General features: G+C 60.3%; 13 protein-coding genes. 6 read left to right on the forward strand and 7 right to left on the reverse strand.

All coding sequences use genetic code 11. The features are described 5' to 3' along the window. Positions 1 to 117 precede the first annotated feature (117 nt). Positions 118 to 1,116: a Gfo/Idh/MocA family protein gene (locus QWJ34_RS02930; protein WP_302725543.1), complete on the reverse strand. Its 999-nt coding sequence runs from the start codon at positions 1,114 to 1,116 to the stop codon at positions 118 to 120. A gap of 232 nt (positions 1,117 to 1,348) precedes the next feature. Between QWJ34_RS02930 and QWJ34_RS02935 the strand changes: the two genes are divergently transcribed. Continuing rightward, positions 1,349 to 2,764: an MBOAT family O-acyltransferase gene (locus tag QWJ34_RS02935; protein WP_302725544.1), complete on the forward strand. Its 1,416-nt coding sequence runs from the start codon at positions 1,349 to 1,351 to the stop codon at positions 2,762 to 2,764. Further along, positions 2,739 to 3,842: a hypothetical protein gene (locus QWJ34_RS02940; protein ID WP_302725545.1), complete on the forward strand. Its 1,104-nt coding sequence runs from the start codon at positions 2,739 to 2,741 to the stop codon at positions 3,840 to 3,842. The genes QWJ34_RS02935 and QWJ34_RS02940 overlap by 26 nt, the downstream gene beginning before the upstream one ends. 48 nt (positions 3,843 to 3,890) lie before the next feature. Here QWJ34_RS02940 and QWJ34_RS02945 read toward each other — a convergent pair whose 3' ends face one another. Beyond that, on the reverse strand, positions 3,891 to 5,675 hold the full coding sequence (locus QWJ34_RS02945; protein WP_302725838.1) for an ABC transporter substrate-binding protein: 1,785 nt from the start codon (positions 5,673 to 5,675) through the stop codon (positions 3,891 to 3,893). Between the two features lie 160 nt (positions 5,676 to 5,835). Here QWJ34_RS02945 and QWJ34_RS02950 point away from each other — a divergent pair, with 160 nt between their 5' ends. Further along, positions 5,836 to 6,771, forward strand: coding sequence for a DMT family transporter (locus tag QWJ34_RS02950; RefSeq protein ID WP_302725546.1), 936 nt, complete (start codon positions 5,836 to 5,838; stop codon positions 6,769 to 6,771). On the opposite strand, the gene QWJ34_RS02955 is transcribed toward QWJ34_RS02950, so the two are convergent. From QWJ34_RS02955 to QWJ34_RS02970, 4 genes are read right to left on the reverse strand one after another with little or no spacing between them, the layout of a single operon-like run. Continuing rightward, the gene (locus QWJ34_RS02955; protein WP_302725547.1) at positions 6,766 to 7,674 is read right to left on the reverse strand and encodes an ABC transporter permease; all 909 of its coding nucleotides are present in this window, start codon (positions 7,672 to 7,674) and stop codon (positions 6,766 to 6,768) included. The two genes, QWJ34_RS02950 and QWJ34_RS02955, sit on opposite strands and share 6 nt — an antisense overlap. 45 nt (positions 7,675 to 7,719) lie before the next feature. Continuing rightward, positions 7,720 to 8,619, reverse strand: coding sequence for an ABC transporter permease subunit (locus tag QWJ34_RS02960; RefSeq protein ID WP_302725548.1), 900 nt, complete (start codon positions 8,617 to 8,619; stop codon positions 7,720 to 7,722). Positions 8,620 to 8,636: 17 nt separating this feature from the next. Beyond that, a complete protein-coding gene (locus tag QWJ34_RS02965; RefSeq protein WP_302725549.1) occupies positions 8,637 to 9,539 on the reverse strand; it encodes an ABC transporter permease in 903 nt (300 codons plus the stop codon). 46 nt (positions 9,540 to 9,585) lie between these two features. Next, positions 9,586 to 10,530 carry an ABC transporter permease subunit gene (locus QWJ34_RS02970; RefSeq protein ID WP_302725550.1) on the reverse strand — a complete coding sequence of 315 codons (945 nt, stop codon included), beginning with the start codon at positions 10,528 to 10,530 and terminating at the stop codon, positions 9,586 to 9,588. Positions 10,531 to 10,739: 209 nt separating this feature from the next. Here QWJ34_RS02970 and QWJ34_RS02975 point away from each other — a divergent pair, with 209 nt between their 5' ends. The 3 genes from QWJ34_RS02975 to QWJ34_RS02985 all read left to right on the forward strand — a co-directional run bounded on the left by QWJ34_RS02975 (position 10,740) and on the right by QWJ34_RS02985 (position 13,704). Next, positions 10,740 to 11,387, forward strand: a complete 648-nt coding sequence (locus QWJ34_RS02975) for a cyclodeaminase/cyclohydrolase family protein (RefSeq protein ID WP_302725551.1) — start codon at positions 10,740 to 10,742, stop codon at positions 11,385 to 11,387. 177 nt (positions 11,388 to 11,564) lie between these two features. Then, positions 11,565 to 12,038, forward strand: coding sequence for a hypothetical protein (locus tag QWJ34_RS02980; protein ID WP_302725552.1), 474 nt, complete (start codon positions 11,565 to 11,567; stop codon positions 12,036 to 12,038). 22 nt (positions 12,039 to 12,060) lie between these two features. Then, positions 12,061 to 13,704 carry a hypothetical protein gene (locus tag QWJ34_RS02985; RefSeq protein ID WP_302725553.1) on the forward strand — a complete coding sequence of 548 codons (1,644 nt, stop codon included), beginning with the start codon at positions 12,061 to 12,063 and terminating at the stop codon, positions 13,702 to 13,704. Positions 13,705 to 14,087: 383 nt separating this feature from the next. Here the strand turns inward: QWJ34_RS02985 and QWJ34_RS02990 are convergent, their stop codons facing one another. Then, positions 14,088 to 15,071, reverse strand: a complete 984-nt coding sequence (locus QWJ34_RS02990) for an RluA family pseudouridine synthase (RefSeq protein ID WP_302725554.1) — start codon at positions 15,069 to 15,071, stop codon at positions 14,088 to 14,090. Between the last annotated feature and the right edge of the window lie 571 nt (positions 15,072 to 15,642).

Below are 15,642 nucleotides of genomic sequence, written 5' to 3' on the forward strand. Positions count from 1 at the left end.
TTCACCGTCCCGTCAAAATGGGTTTTCCCCGCCGCCGTGGATTCCGGTCGTGCAAACAGGCGAAAACCGCATCCTTATCATACAACGAACGGGTGCTTCGACGACCGAGGAAATTAGTCAAATTTTTGAGTATTTTTGATCGGCGGGAAAGGCCAGCCCGAACTGGCGCCGCGCTTCTTCCATGACTTCGGCGGCGGCGAGCGAACAATCGCGGGAATTGACCGACGATTCGGTCCGGCCCGAGCGCACGACGTCGACGAATTCCTGGATTTCGTAGCTCATGACCGGCTTGCCGGCGGGTTCGCTCAAATCTTCCGTGCTGCCGTCCCGGTAGCGGATCTGCACGCTGCGCGGCTCGCTGATCTTGTCGATCAGGATGCTGCCGAGCTCGCCCTGGATTTCCGAAGGCACATGCGAATCGGTGATCTTGGAAAAAGTGACGACGGCGTCCATTTCCGCGTAGCGGGCGATCAGGCTGCCTTCGCCGTCCACGCCGGATTCCAGCATATAGGCCGACGCTTTGACTTCTTCCGGTCTGCCGAACAGCAGCACCAGCGGATAAATGCAGTACAAACCGAGATCCATCAGCGCGCCGTTGGAAAACTCGGGCCGGAACGCGTTGAGCACCGTGCCTTCCTTATAGGCGTCGTAACGGGACGAATACTGGCCGTAATTGGCGAAGTAACGGCGGATCGGCCCGATCTTGTGCAGATTCTCACGCAGCAGGGAGAAGGAAGGAAGCAGCGTCGTTTTGACCGCTTCCATCAGCACGGCGCCGCCCGCTTCGGCGGCCGCGAACATCTCCTGGATTTCGCCGGTGTTGGAAGCCAGCGGCTTCTCGCACAGCACGTGGATGCCTTTGCTCAGAAACAGGACGGCCTGCTGCGCGTGCAGGGAGTTGGGACTGGCGATGTACACGGCGTCGATCCGGTCCGAAGCGGCCATTTCATCCAGATCCGTAAATGTGAGCCCGATCCCGTACCTGCCCGCGAATTCGCGCGCGCGGCTTTCGGTGCGCGAGTAGACGGCGGCCAGCTCCAGGCCTTCCGTTTGCCGCGCGGCGTCGATAAAACGTTCCGTAATAAAATTCGTGCCGATCATTCCGAATCGAATCATGAATAAATCCACTCCCAGGTCATAGAAATTAAAACTGCCGATGACGTTCCTGTCCATCATAACACGATTCGTCAAGTTTGGAAGCGGACGTTTCTGTCCCTACTTGGGAAGTGAACCGGCAGTCGCCTTGAAGAGAAATCGGCGGTATAATAAACTCTTGCGGCTTCCCAACTTTTGCGGATCGGCCCGCGTTTACCAAGAGACAGTCATCTTACCGACGGAGGCACATACTGTGGTTTTTCATTCTCCCAATTTTTTTGTGTTTTTTTTACTGCTGCTGCTTCCTTATTTCTTGTGGCGCTCCAAACGCAACGCGCTGCTGGCCGTCGCCAACGTGATCTTCTACGCGGCTTCGGGTCTGGGCATGCTGGCGCTGTTTCTCGCCGTTACGCTGATCGTATTCGGCTGCGTGCACCTGATGCGAAGACCGGGTTTCGGCTGGGTGTACCAGGCGGCGCTCGTATTTTGTATCGTAAATCTGTGCGTGTTCAAATATTCGCTGTTCCTGCTTTCCAGCATCAGCGGCGTTTTTTCCGTACATACGGCTTTGCAGGGATGGGCGGCCGAGCATATCTTTTTGCCGGTGGGCATTTCTTTCTATACGTTTCACCTGATCTCCTACCTGGTGGACGTACGGCGCGGCACAACGGTCCCCACGCCTTCTTTTATCAAATTCTGGATCTACGTGGCGCTGTTCCCGCAGCTGGTCGCCGGTCCGATCATGCGCGGCAACGAACTGATTCCGCAGCTGGACGAGATCGAGAAGAAGCGCATCAAGTGGGACGAGATCAAATTCGGGATTTACTTGTTCGGAGTCGGCCTGGTCAAAAAAGTGATCTTCGCCGATCCGCTCGCGGGCATCGCCAATCCGCTGTTCGCCCGCGCTTACGAGCTGACGCCCGTGGAAAGCTGGATGGCGGCGTATACGTTCGGGTTCCAGATTTACTTCGACTTCTCGGCCTACAGCGACATGGCGCTCGGCATCGGCTATATCCTGGGCATCAAGCTGGTGCAGAATTTCAACCTGCCGTATATCAGCGGAAGCCCGAGCGAGTTCTGGAAAAGGTGGCATATCTCGCTCTCGCGCTGGATTCGCGATTATATTTATATCGGTCTCGGCGGCAGCCGCCGCTCTCCGGCCCGCACGCAGTTCAATCTGTTCGCCGCGATGATGCTGTCCGGCCTGTGGCACGGCGCGATGTGGACGTTCGTGATCTGGGGGGCGCTGCACGGCCTGCTGCAGGCGATTCACCGGATTATGCGCGGACTGGACCGCTGGCCCCGGATCAAGCGGCTGCGACAGTCCAAAGCTTACCGGATCGCCGCCGTCTCCGTCTTTTTTCATATCGTGATATGGACCTGGGTCTTCTTCCGGGCGCAGTCGTTCGGCGAAGCCTGGCACATGACGACGCAGATGGCGCAGGTGAATTGGATCGCGCTGTTTACCGATTCGGGCATGGCGCTGATCGTCGCCCTGTATGCCCTGCACTTGTTCGAATACGTGCTGCGCCGTCGCCAGGCCGAGGCCGCGCGCTGGTGGCATGTCGTTCCTTTCCCGGTGCGGGGGCTGCTTTACGCGGCTTTGCTGCTCGTTTTATTTTATTATATGGAGGGCGACGCTTATGACTTCATCTACTTCCAATTCTAGCGTCGGTCCTGAAAAGGAAGCGGGCGGTTCGGACAGTCCGGACGGGTTCGTAAACAGGGCGGACGGAAGCCGGCAGGCGCGTTCGCGCAGGCGTGGACCGCTGCGGCGGATCGGACTCGGCCTGCTGGTATTCGCGCTGCTGGTGACGGGACTGGAGATATTCGTGTTCCGCAGCGCTGCTTTCTACGCGCACGCGCCCGGTTTTGTCGGGCAGATCGGCGAGGTGGAAGCCACGTTCGACGCGGAGGACGAAGCGAAGATCCATACGATTATTCTCGGGGATTCGATGAGCCGCGACGGTTTGCGTCCGACTCTCTTGGCGAAAGCTTCCGGCGAACCGGCCGACGCTTTCTTCAACTTCTCGCTCAGCGGCGGCAGCGCGTTCGATATGGCGCATATGTACGCTTCCGTGGAAGACCGGCTGCCGAACCTGCAAACGGCGATCGTGGCGGTGCAGGAGCATCAGTTCAACAACGACGACGCCGGCACCGACAGCAAGTTCCGGTATTACGCAAATTTGCAGGAACGTTTCCAGGCGATGAACGCGCACAATTACGGCGAACTGCTGATGGGATGGACGCTGAAGTCGTACGATCTGCGCGGCGAATGGAGAAAAATGGTCGACAAATACGGGACCGGCGATCTGTACGACCGGGTGCGTGTGTACAAAGACGAGCACGGCCTGCCGGCCGACCCGACCTACCCGCCGAAAGGCAAAACGAAAAGGTACGCCGAAGCGACCGCGGAGCGCTGGTTCGCGGATTACGAACCGGACGGGGTGCGCACGAAAGCGTTCGAGCAGATGCTGCGCAAGCTGCATAAACGCGGCGTCCGCATCGTGATGGTGCAGCTGCCGCGCTCGGATTATTTCGAGCAGGCGGTCGGCTCCGGCTACGCCGCCGACGAGCGGGAGTTCCAGGACTTGATGGGGCGTCTTGCGAAGCGGTACGAAGCGGAGTACGCCCGTATTCCGAACGACTCGCTGGACTTTGAAAGGGAGTTTCGCGATACGAACCATGTGAATCCCGAAGGCGCGCAGTGGGTGGGCGATTATGTGGCGCGGACTTATTTGAACTAGACACCAGGCACTGGACAGACACAGCACGCTTTGCGGGCTGTGTCTTTTTTATTTGCGCATCCATAAGTCGCGGTATTCCGGAAAAGCGTAAGGATCGAGCCGCATATTCTCCAGCCGCGCGTCGTAGCCCGTCCGCTGAAACGTCGTATACAGCGGAATCCATAGAAACCGCTCGCGCAGTTCCGCCAGGATGCGGTCCAGACGGCCGCGTCTGGCCGCCGGCTCCGGATCGCTTCGCAGCCCGGCAATTTCGGCGTCGACCGCATCGCGCTGACCGTCGGTTAAGCAAGCGCGCAGAGCGCTCGACGACTCCGCGAACAAAGCCAGTTCGGACAGTTCGGAAGAAGGATGCAGGACCAGGCTGCCGAGCAGAAGATCGGCCGGTTCCGCGAATTCCGTCCAACGCTCGAACGCAAGCGCGGCGGGCGCGCAGCCGATTCCGTCTTGGCCGAGCCGCCCGGCGATCCAGCGCATGTCTTCGAGATGCAGCGGCATCTCGTAAGAGCGGAGGCGAAGCGGCGTTTCGCCTGTCGAACAACCGTCTTCGGCCGCGCCGGCGGCTTCCGGAAGCCGGAAAGCGGCAGAGTTTGAGCCGGCTCCGTTTTCCCGGCTCGTCCGCCATTCTTCGGCCGCGGCGCGATTGGCGCCCAGTTCGCCCGCGATGTCCGCGGACGCGATTGTTCGCGCGACCGCGGATCGAAAAGATCGGCTGCGCTGCGGGCCGGCTCCGCGCATATTGAAAACAAGATATTTGAGCTCCAGCCGCTCCCGTACCCGAATACGCTCGGGTTCCCGATCCGCCGGCTCGGCAGGCGCAGCCGCCGTGTCCGCCGCGTCCGAAGCAAAAGGGACGAAGCGGATTCGCGGCTCTGCGCTTTCCCCGCTGTTTGCCGGCTCCGGCAGAACCCACATCGCGACCTCGTCCAGATGCGGGCGTCCGAGAAAATAAGAGTCGAATGCTTCCAAAACCGCGCCGTTCCGATCGCTGCGAATCAAGCGGTACGGACCCGTGCCGGCCGGAGCAGCCGAATCTTTGGATACGGCGGAAACGATAGACGAAGAAGGCATCGCCAGAATCTCCGCCAGCAGCGGTTCCGGTCCGTGCGTTTCGATCGACAAACGGTAAGGCCCGTCCGGCTCGATCGCGCCCAGATTCCGGTACAGATGACGATGCGGCGATCCCAAGCGTGGATCGACCAGCCGCTTCAATGTTCGAACGGCATCTTCCGAAGTAAACGACCGGCTGTCGTGGAAGCGTACGCCTTTGCGCAGATAGAACGTCCAGCGGGTATGCGAATCGTTCTTCTCCCAGGCATGGCAAAGATGCGGCCGCGCTTCTCCGGCTGTTCCGGGCAGCAGCAGCGTATCGAACAGCTGGCGGATGAAGTGGTATTCGGTTTGCCGCACGGCGAAAGCCGGATCGACGGTTTGAAGCGACCGGTAAAAAGGGAAATGCAGCGATTCGCGCTGCGTCTGCCCGTGCTCCGCGGGTTGAACGCGGTAGCCCATTCGCTGCGACAGCCAGGAAGCGAACAGAGCTTCCGCCGCGCGGTCGTCCGCAAGCAGAGCAAAAGCCCGATCGGCTTTTTGTTCGCCGAACAGCTTTTGCGCTTGTTCGAACAGTACGTTCTCCGGCGGCGCCAGCAGACGGAGCGTCGAACGATGATTTCTGCCGCTGCCCGGCTTCCAGGAGATCCATCCGTTCGCTTCCCATTTGCGCAGCAAAAAAACGGCGTTGCGGGTGGTGCAGCACAACAGGTCGGCAACCGCTTCGAGCGCAACAGGGAAGCCGCCGCCGCGATGTTCGGGCGGCAGAGCGCGGTACAGGCGAATATAATGTTCCTCCGGCTACATAGACTTCACTCCTTTCCCAAAAAGGATGAAAAACAATTGGAAATGTTCTTCGCTTTTTCTTCACCCTTCTTTCGCTAAAAATAAAAATACGGATTCCGCATGACGGGTCCGCGGCGAAAAAAAGGAGACAGAGAAAGGAATGAACGTCATGATAAAGCGGTCGACTGCCGTATCGGCAGCCGTTCTGGTCACCTTGATGTGGTCGTCTTCTTATTTTCTCAATAAAGCTGCTTTTGAACAGGGGATCGGGCCTTTTACTTTAGCGGGTCTGCGGTTTCTGATCGGCGCAGCCGCACTGTCCGTATGCCTGCTTCCGGGCCGAACCGGCGCAGCCGGGAAAAGAAGCGGCGTCGCCTGGCAGCGGGAGGAAGCCGGCAGGTCCGGACGAATCCCTGTTTATCTCTGGATACTGCTCGGCCTGACCGGATACGCGGCTGCCCAGGGGCTTCAGTACGCGGGGCAGAAGCTGCTTGCTCCGACGCAGGTGTCGCTGCTGCTGAGCGCCGCCAATACGCTGCTTGTGCTGGGAATCGACAGACTGGGCGCAAAAGAAGCGGGCGACCACGCAACGCGGCTCGGCTCGCTTGCGATGATTGCGGGAATCGCCCTGTTTTACTTTCCGTGGAGATTGAGCGCGGAAGACGGCTTCGGCATAGGGCTGGTGCTGCTGTCGTCCGCCGGTTATGCGATTCATTTGTCGTTGAACCGCAGCCTGCTCGGCCGCCGGCGGCTGTCTCCGCTGCCGCTGACGCTGATTCCGATGGCGATCGGAGGCTGCGCGCTGCTGGCGGTCGGCCTGTCGCTGGAAGATCTGCCCAAGCTCGGACCGGCGCTGCTGACGATTATAGTCTGGCTGGGCGTCGTTAACGGCGCGGGCGCTTTTATCCTGTGGACATGGAGCCAGAAGTTCCTGTCGGCCGCCGACAGCAGTTTGATCAACAATCTGATGCTGGTCGAGATCGCGCTGCTGGAAGTCCTGCTGCTGCATCGCAAGTTCGAAGTTTACCGGTGGGCCGCCATAGCTCTTGTGCTGGGCGCGGTGCTGTTTACGCAGCTGCGCCGCCGGCGCTTATGATCCCGCTCGGCCCACCGCGTTGAATTTGCGTCTCAGCCCTTCGCCCAGCACATTGAAGGTCAGCACGACGTAGAGGATGGCGAACGACGGGATCAGCACATAGCGGAATTTGCTGACGAACAGGTCGTACAGATGGTCGGAGATCATCGCGCCCCAGTCGCTGCCGGTATACCCGCGTCCGAATTGGCCGACGGTACCCAGCTGTTCCGGGGAGACGTTGAGATAGATCCCGAGCAGGCCGAGCTGTCCGAGCAGCATCATGACTTTGCCGAGATCGAGACAGAAGTTGACCGCAAGTTCCGGCAGCAGGGCGGGCAGGTAGTAAGCGCGAAACAGCCGCCACGGCTTCAAGCCGAGCGCATTGCCCGCTTCCACATAGGATTCGGCGGCGATCGCCGCGGTCTGACGCTGGACGATATAGCCGACGCGCCCGATCTCGACGAGCGTCATAAACAGGATCATCCAGAATAATCGGCTGGACGAGTATACGACGAGCGGAAGGCCGGCCAGCATGGCGATCATCAGGAGCGGCGGCATATACGCAAACAGGCGGTTCATCCCGGTCAGCAGCGTATGGACGGGGCCGCGCCGGGCGCGCGCCATCAGCCCGAGCGGGATGCCGATCGCATAGCGCAGCGCGGAAACACACAGTACGATGCCGAGCGTCGGCCTGGCGCCGACCACGACGCGGCTGAGGTTGTCGACGCCCTGTTTGTTGGAGCCGAGCAGGTTCTGCGAACTGTAGTCGTAAGGAGGCAGAATCAGGTGTTTGTCGGCGCTCCAGCGGTGCGAAACGGCCGTCAGGTGACGATCGATAAACGGCAGGTAAGGCCCGGCAAATACAAGGATCAGCAGCACGGCGAACATGCCGGCTCCGATCCGGAGAATCGGATTTTTTCTCACGGGCTCAACCTCCGGGTTTTCGGGAAATACGCTTGATGCGGGTTGTCAGCGCGACGCATAGCGTTTCTTGGCCAGGTATCCGATCAGCTCGAATATATGCACCAGAACCATAAAGCAGACGGCCAGGCCGATAATCAGGGCCGGCTCGTAATTGTCGCCCGTGCCCATCATCTTCTGATAATCGAACGCCTGGAACATGCGCAGCGGCGCGCCGACGAAATTACGCAGGTATTCGATCAGCAGCAGACTGGACAGGATATAGACGCCGAGCGGCGCAAAGTGCGTCAGAACGCGCGGCATGCTGTTGCTCAGGATATGCCGGTAGAACACGATCCGGTTCGGCATGCCTTTGGCCTGCGCCGTCCGGATATACATCCGTCCGTCTTCGGTCGCGATCGAAGCGGCGGTGATGCGGGCGACATAGAAGACCGGGTAGATCGACGCCAGAATAAAAGGCACGATAAACGCGTAAATGCCTTCGTGCGCGTAGAAGCGGATATGGTTGGCGTGATGGATAATGAACCACTGGGCGAGCAGCAGCACGAGGAAATCGGGCGCCGACTGGATCAGCCAGGTGCTTCCGCCGCCCAGAAAATTCAGGCGGCCGCGCGACATTTTATAATCGAAAATGCCTTTGAGCGTGCCGAGCAGGAATCCCGCGAGCAGCGCGGCGAACAGGACGAGCAGGCTTTTGCGCAGCGCGGCCCAGATGACCGGCAGCAGCGGCTCGTCGTAACGGGTGCGAAACGGCGGGCCGTCTCCCAGCAGCGAATGCGCGAAAGCGGACACGCCGGCGCGGTAGGCGGGCCAGTCGAACCAGCCGGCCGGAATCAGCCCGCTTCCGGGCACGACGCCCGCCGGCTGCCTCGGGATCAGCACGATCAGGCAGATGACGATAAGAACCGACAGGCTGATCGCCAGCGATTTGAGCAGCGATTTGAACACGGGAGGACCTCCTTGGATCATTTGACGCGGCCGATGCCGTTAAAATGCCTGCGCAGCCCTTCGCCGAGAAAGTTGAACGCCAGCACGGCATACACGATCGCGAACACGGGGACAAGAATCGAGCCGAACCGGCCTACGTTCAGGTCGGGGATTTGATCGGAGATCATGGAGCCCCAATCGTGCGCCGTATTGACGAACTCGAACTCGTTGTTCAGCCCGGCTTCCGCGGAACCCGGGTTCAGGTAAACGGTCAGTACGCCGAGCTGCCCGATCAGAATCAGTACTTTGCCCAGATCGAGACAGAAGTTGACGATCAGATCCGGCAGCAGCGCCGGTATGTAGTAGGCTTTGAACATGCGCAGCCGTCGAAGACCCAGAGCGCGGCCCGCTTCCATGTAAGACTCCTGCGACAGCGCCGCCGTGTGCTGCTGGACGATATAGCCGACGCGGCCCGTTTCCACCAGCGCCATAATGCCGATCATCCAGTACAGACGCCCCGGCGAGAACAGGAAAAAGGGAACGGCGGCGAGCAGCACGGTCATCAGCAGCGCGGGCATGGACGAGAACAGCCGGTTCAGCCAGACAAGCAGCAGATGCGAGAAGCCTTTGCGGCGCCCGGCCAGCAGTCCCAGCGGAACGCCCAGCGCATACCGCAGCAGCGAGACGCCGAATACGATCGCCAGCGTTTCCCGCGCGCCGACTACGATGCGGCTGAGATTGTCCACGCCGAACTTGCTCGATCCGAGCGGACTGCGCCAGGAGATCTCGTAAGGCGCTTTGATCAGATGCCCGTTTTCCATCCGGAAGCGGACTTCTTCGAGATTGCGGTCGATAAAAGGCAGATACGGACCGGCCGCAGCGGCAAGCAGCAGAAACGCCAGCAGGGCGGCGCCGGTCCACAGCAGGATATTCTTTTTCACAAACCGGCTCCTCCTCTACATTAATAAACAACTGACCGCAACATCGTTATCGGGCCGACACGCGCCGGCGGGCGAGATAGCCGACGGCCTGGAAGACCAGGACAAGCAGCATGAAGCAGAAAGCCGTTCCGATCAGCACGCCGGGTTCGACGTTTCCGCCGGAAGCCGTCACTTTGTTATAGTCGATCGCCTGAAACGCGCGGTACGAAGCTCCGGGAACGTTGCGCAGGTACTCGATCAGCAGCAGGCTGGACAGGATATACACGCCGAGCGGCATAATATGCGTAAATACGCGGGCGAGGCTGTTGCTCATAATATGCCGGCCGAACACGATCGACTCCGGCATTCCTTTGGCGCGGGCGGTCTTGACGTACATCAGCCCTTCCTGGCCGGCGATCGAAGACGAGGTGACGCGCGCCACGTAGAAGATCGGATAGATCGACGCCAGCACGGTCGGAATCACAAACGATTCCCAGCCGGTCTGCGCGAAGAACCGGATATGGCTGCCCTGATAGTGGATCACGTACCAGCGGGCGAGCAGCAGCAGGAAAAAGTCCGGCAGCGCCTGCATCAGCCAGGTCGTTCCGCCGCCCAGCAGAGCGAATCGGGTGCGCGACAGGGCGTAATCCAGCATGCCTTTGGGAATGCCGAGTACGAACCCGGCCAGCAGCGCGCCCAAAATAACGGGCAGGCTGATCTTGAACGCCGCCCACACGACGGGCTCGGCCGGTTCGCCGTAGCGGGTAACGCCCAGCGTGCGATGCTCGATCGCGCTGTGCACATAGCCGCGGATATTCTCGCCATAAGCCTGCCAGTTCAAACTTCCGTCCGGCACGATCCAGTATTGCGGCGTAACCGATACGGTGAAGTCGCGCGGAATCAAGACGACAAGCGCCACAACGACAAACACGGACAAAGCGATCAAAAAAGACCGGAACATGGATTTGAGCAGAATCGGCGGACTCCTTTCGTCGAGCGCGATAATAGACATCGGGTTAAGTACAAAGGCTGGAAAAATTGAACAGCGGAATATTCGATATTCTATTCCAAGATTACTTGCTTTACAAGCGAAAATTTTCCGAGATGTAAATGTACCTTACATGCGAATCGAAAGACGCCGTTCGTGCGTCTATAGGAGTTAAGGGTAATAAAAGAGCGGAAGAATACACCATGCGGATTAAGCCGGAGGAGGAGACGATAATGAACCAACAATCGCCATGGGATTCGACGATCCGCGAATTCGTCGAGCGCGCGGGCAGCGCAAAACCGACGCCCGGGGGCGGCAGCACGTCCGCGCTGGCCGCGGCGCTCGGCTCCGCCATGACGTCGATGGCCGCAAGTCTCTCGCACAGGGACCGTACTCCCGAGCAGCGGGAAGAGATCGACAAAGCGGAGCGCGGCATGAAAGAAATCGCCGAGCGCTGCGAGGAGCTGCTGAACGAAGACATGCGCAGTTTCGCCGCTTATCTGGAAGCGAGCGAAGCCGCGGGCGGGGAAAAAGAAAACGAAGCGCTGGCCGAAGCGTCGCTTCGCACCATCGAGGTGCCGCTGTCGCTGATGGAGGTCTGTATCCGGGGCCTGGAAAGCGCGCGCGGAATCGCCGGCGCGACCCGGCCTCACGTCCTGTCCGACCTCGGCATCGGGGTCGTGATGTTCGAAGCGGCGGCCCGGTCGGCTTATCTGACCGTGCGCATCAATCTGCCGGCCTGCCGGGACGGCGCCAGGCGCGAAGCCTGCGCCGACCGCGCGGACGTGCTGCTGCATCAGGCCGAGCGGCTGCGCGATCTGGCGCTGAACGAAGTCACGCGCGCGATCGAAGACGAAGCGGAGCGCGGGCGGCAGGCGTAGCGGCGCAGCGCCCGCCGCATGCGAAGCGGGAACGCGCCGCGTTTCTCGCGGCGCCGGAATATGGCATAATAAGAAAGCGTAAGACAAGGAACGAGCGGCGGGCCGCAAGCAGCGGGCCGCCGGTTTGCGGCGGCCTGCATAAAGCGCCGCCGCACGGATAAGGAGATGAAAGAACCTATGGAGGGCGGACAGCCTGAAGAAGTGATATGGAGCGGCCAGACCCGCGAACAATGGATTCGGCGGCGGGCCGAACTGGAACGGTGGACGCTGCGCGAGAAGATCGGACGCGCGCCCAAGCGCACCGCCCTGCTGGAAGGCGTCGAGGTCGACGCCGAACTGCTGGACTCGCTCAAGCTGCTTAACGGGGCCGGCGTGCGAACGGAATTCTCCTGCGCCGGCGTCAGTCCGCTGGACGAGCCGGAAGACCATTCGCTGTATGCGTATGTAACGCTGATCGAAAGCGGCCCGGCCCGCGCGTTTGTGGATTACGCGCTGCGGCGTATGGGCCGCCGGCTGCTGGTCTCGTACGAGCCGGAGCGGAGCCGATACGATCTGTCGTCTTTCAGGCTCGGCCAGAACCGATCCTTCTGCTGTTTGCTGGAAGCCTGCGCCCGCGAATTTGCGCGCGGCGAAGACCGGGCAATACGATAATCGAGGAGTTGAACGCATCCCTATGCTGACCGTCGAGAAAAGAAGCCGGCAGATTGTCGGAAAAATGGCCGCCCAGGCCGCCGCCCGGGAGCTGCTGCCGAGCGGATTGTGGTTCCACGACGATATTCGAAACAACTTTTATTACGCTTCGTATCTGCATGCGGCCGCTTCCGATCCGGAGATCCGGGTCCGGTTCGACCGCGACGAAGCGAAAACGGCGGCGGCCGCGGTGCTGGGCCGCGTGCTGGAGCTGCAGGACCGCCGCGAAGGCAGCGGGACTTACGGCCATTGGCCGCTGGGTCTCGGCGAAGACCCGCGGGCGGCGGAGCCGCATCCGCTGCCGGTCGAGCTGATGGGCAGCCTTATGCTGTACTTCTTCGAGCGCTGCGGCGAATCGCTGCCGCAGGAGCTGCAGGCCGCGTTCGAGGCGGCGCTCAAAGCGGTATACGACAGCCGGTTCTACGACCGGCCGCTGAAGGAATACGGCCATCACGAAGCCAAGTACACCGCGGCGAAACTGCTGTTCGGCGCGTTCTACGGCGACGGTGAACTGCTGGAAGACGGGCGGCGCTCGCTCAAAGCGCTGCTGGAGCGGCTGAACGCGCGCGGCATGCACGAATACGGCTCGCAGCCGTGGTTCTGGCACTGGGTGCAGGCGTTCACCTGCGCGCGCCTGCTGCTGGACGACGCCGAGGTCACGGAGGACCTGAACGCCATACTGGATTTCCTGTGGCGGGAGCGCTCGCTGCACTATCTCGGCGGCGCCTGGGCCGGCCCGCACGCCCGCGCGCTGGCGTCGGACTCGCCGAAAGACCGGAACGTGGCGTTCGATTATTTGCAGTTCGGCGATTTCCGGCTGCCGAAAGAATTGGTCCGCGCCGAATACGCGGGCTTTCTGTACTACGAAGCGCCGGAAGAAGCGCGCATCGCGGCGATGGACCGCTTCGTGCCTGCCGAAGTGAAGAAAACGATTCTCAAACCGGACGGAAACGGCGGCGGCCGGACGCTGCACAGCTACGCGTATTTGACCGACAGCTACGCGGCCGGCGGCATGTGGGAGCGCTCGGAGGAGTTCGACAACGAGCAGCATCGCTGGGACGTTACGCTGCCTTTGACGCCGGAGCTTGGCGACAGCGTAAGCCAGGCGTACTTTTTCCATCCGGGACAAGGATATGCCGCAGGCGATCCGCGCCACGAAAGCCGTTATGCGGAAATCCTGCCGGACCGGGGCGTCGTACTAGCGCTGTATCCGGTGCCGGAAAACGAAGATTCCTCGATCGTCGGCGTGCTGCCCAAAGGCGAATGGATTCGCGAAGAACGCGCGCTGTTCGGACTGGCGGGCGGCGTCTATCTCGCGGTGTACCTGCGCCATCCGTACGAAGCGGAAGAAGCCGAAGACCGCTTGAACGTGCGCAGCGCGGGAGAACTCGGCGGCGTGGTGATCGAAGCGGCCGGACCGGAAGAAGCGGAAAGCCTCGACGCGGACGATCTGGAAAGCTTCGCCGAACTGATGCGCGGCCGCGCGCCGGTGTTCGCCGCGGACGGCCGCGGCGTCGGCTACCGCAGCCTGCAAAGCCGCCGGCTGGAGCTGACACTGTCGGAAGAAGGCGCGGCGGAAGCGAAGATCGACGGACAGGCGCCGGATTTTAAGGAGTACGGGCTGTAAAAAGAAAGAGGTCGTGTTTTCCCAAACGGGAAGCACGACCTTTCTTTATAAACGGACAGCGGATGATTTACATCCTCGGCGCCTCGTCGCCAGCTTCGTTGACTTTTCGACAACGTAGAACGGCTAAAGGCCATTTCCGGCAGACTACGTTGCTTTTTATGCCACGTACAGCGCCGTTGAAACCTATTTTCACTTCGAAACGGCTTTTACATTGCTTATTCATCAACGTAACTCCGAACTCAGCGTTTAACTTGACGGCTGCGTTGACTTTTAAGCAGTATAAGCAAGCGTATAACTTCCCGGCGCTTACGATCAAGGTCAGGGCGTGTTTGAAAACTCAACTTGATGTGCTCCGGCATGCCTTCGGAGTTGTCAAACATCCCCTAATCGTTTTCTTTAAACGGCGCCAGGAAATTCTTCGGCACTTCCGTTTCGAACGTCATTTTCTTGCCGCTCGTCGGATGGACGAACGTCAGCTCGCGCACATGCAGGCCGAGGCGGCCGAGCACGCGCAGGGTCGAGCCGTACTTTTTGTCGCCCACGACCGGGTGTCCGATGTCTTCGAACTGCGCGCGGAGCTGGTTTTTGCGGTTGGTTTCCAGCGTGACGTCGAGCAGCGACACCTGGCTGGCCGCGCGTACGAGCTTGTAACGCAGCACGGCGTGCAGACCGTCGCCCGGTTTGCGGCTGGCGTACATTTTAAGCGTCTTCGTTTCGTGCAGCCACGATTCGATTTTGTCTTCCGCTTTTTTTATTTTTCCTTCGACGAGCACGGTATACACCTGCTTCGCCGCACCTTCGCTCCACTGTTCGTGCAGCGCGGTTTGCGCCGCTTCGGTCTTGGCCAGCAGCATCACGCCGGACGCGTCCTTCTCCAGCAGCTGCAGCGCAAACAGGCGGCCGTTCGGATCGTTCAGGCGGATATGGCCCATGAGCTGGCGGTAGACCGTGTTTTCTTCGTCGCGCGAAGAAGACATGGACAGCAGGCCGGATTCTTTGCGCACCACGATCACGTCTTCGTCTTCGTGCAGAATGCGCAGGCCGGTCAGCGACAGCTTGGGCTTGGCGCGCTCTTTGCCCACGACGACCGTCTGGCCGGGCTTCAGTTCATGGTTGTGGCGCGTCACCGGCACGCCGTCCACCCGCACCTGTCCGTGCGAAAGCACGGACTTCACGGAATTGCGGCCCATGCTGGGCAGATGCTCCAGCAGGAACGGCAGCAGTTCCGCCGGCTGCGTAATCGTAAAGCTGCGTTCCTGCGCTTCGGTCTTGACGCGGCGCGCTTCGGCGCGGGCGGCGTAGGAACGGTCGGTACGGGCGCTCGGAGGACGCTTTTTGCCGCCCGGGCGTTTATTGGTATAAGCCATAATTTGATGGACTCCATTCTTGTAAAAAAAGATTTTGGGACGAACAGACCGGAAACGCTCGTTTCGGCGCAGCCGTTCCGTGCGGAAATATGCTGCGCCGCTCCGCTGGAAAAAGCGGAGATTCGCCGAATCCACTATACCAGAGCGGGCGTCAAAAGGCCAGGAGAACCGCAGCGCCGCGGCGGCGAAAAAGGCCGTGCGGCTGCTCGATCCGATTCGAGCTTTTTTGACGGCTGTGTGCGTTTTGCGAAATAAAAGAATATTTGTTCGCCTTTCGCGGTTGCCCGATCCGTCAAAGCCCGGTAAAATATAGAAAGAACGCATCCTATTATCTTGTCAGCTCTTAATCGGAGGTTTACGTTCGCCTGAACGGCACACGCTTTAGGTGCGATTCCGTCGGAGACTTCGTACACGGGTCAGGTACGAAGCTCAAGGGAGCGTAACCTTACCTTTAGCGTTGACAAGGTACCAGCCGAAGTTTCCGAAGCGAAGAAAAGCACGGACTTCCCGCCGGGTGCCTGGATGAACAGCGAATACACGGGGAATGCCGCGGCGGCATTCCCTTTAAGGA

Source organism: Saccharibacillus sp. CPCC 101409, assembly GCF_030518235.1.
GTDB lineage: Bacteria > Bacillota > Bacilli > Paenibacillales > Paenibacillaceae > Saccharibacillus.

Bases quoted from the DNA above. Each gene is read 5' to 3' on its own strand.
- QWJ34_RS02930 (WP_302725543.1), bottom strand. From the start codon at position 1,116: ATGATTCGATTCGGAATGATCGGCACGAATTTTATTACGGAACGTTTT.
- QWJ34_RS02970 (WP_302725550.1), bottom strand. From the start codon at position 10,530: ATGTCTATTATCGCGCTCGACGAAAGGAGTCCGCCGATTCTGCTCAAA.
- QWJ34_RS02975 (WP_302725551.1), top strand. From the start codon at position 10,740: ATGAACCAACAATCGCCATGGGATTCGACGATCCGCGAATTCGTCGAG.
- QWJ34_RS02950 (WP_302725546.1), top strand. From the start codon at position 5,836: ATGAACGTCATGATAAAGCGGTCGACTGCCGTATCGGCAGCCGTTCTG.
- QWJ34_RS02990 (WP_302725554.1), bottom strand. From the start codon at position 15,071: ATGGCTTATACCAATAAACGCCCGGGCGGCAAAAAGCGTCCTCCGAGC.
- QWJ34_RS02940 (WP_302725545.1), top strand. From the start codon at position 2,739: ATGACTTCATCTACTTCCAATTCTAGCGTCGGTCCTGAAAAGGAAGCG.
- QWJ34_RS02980 (WP_302725552.1), top strand. From the start codon at position 11,565: ATGGAGGGCGGACAGCCTGAAGAAGTGATATGGAGCGGCCAGACCCGC.
- QWJ34_RS02985 (WP_302725553.1), top strand. From the start codon at position 12,061: ATGCTGACCGTCGAGAAAAGAAGCCGGCAGATTGTCGGAAAAATGGCC.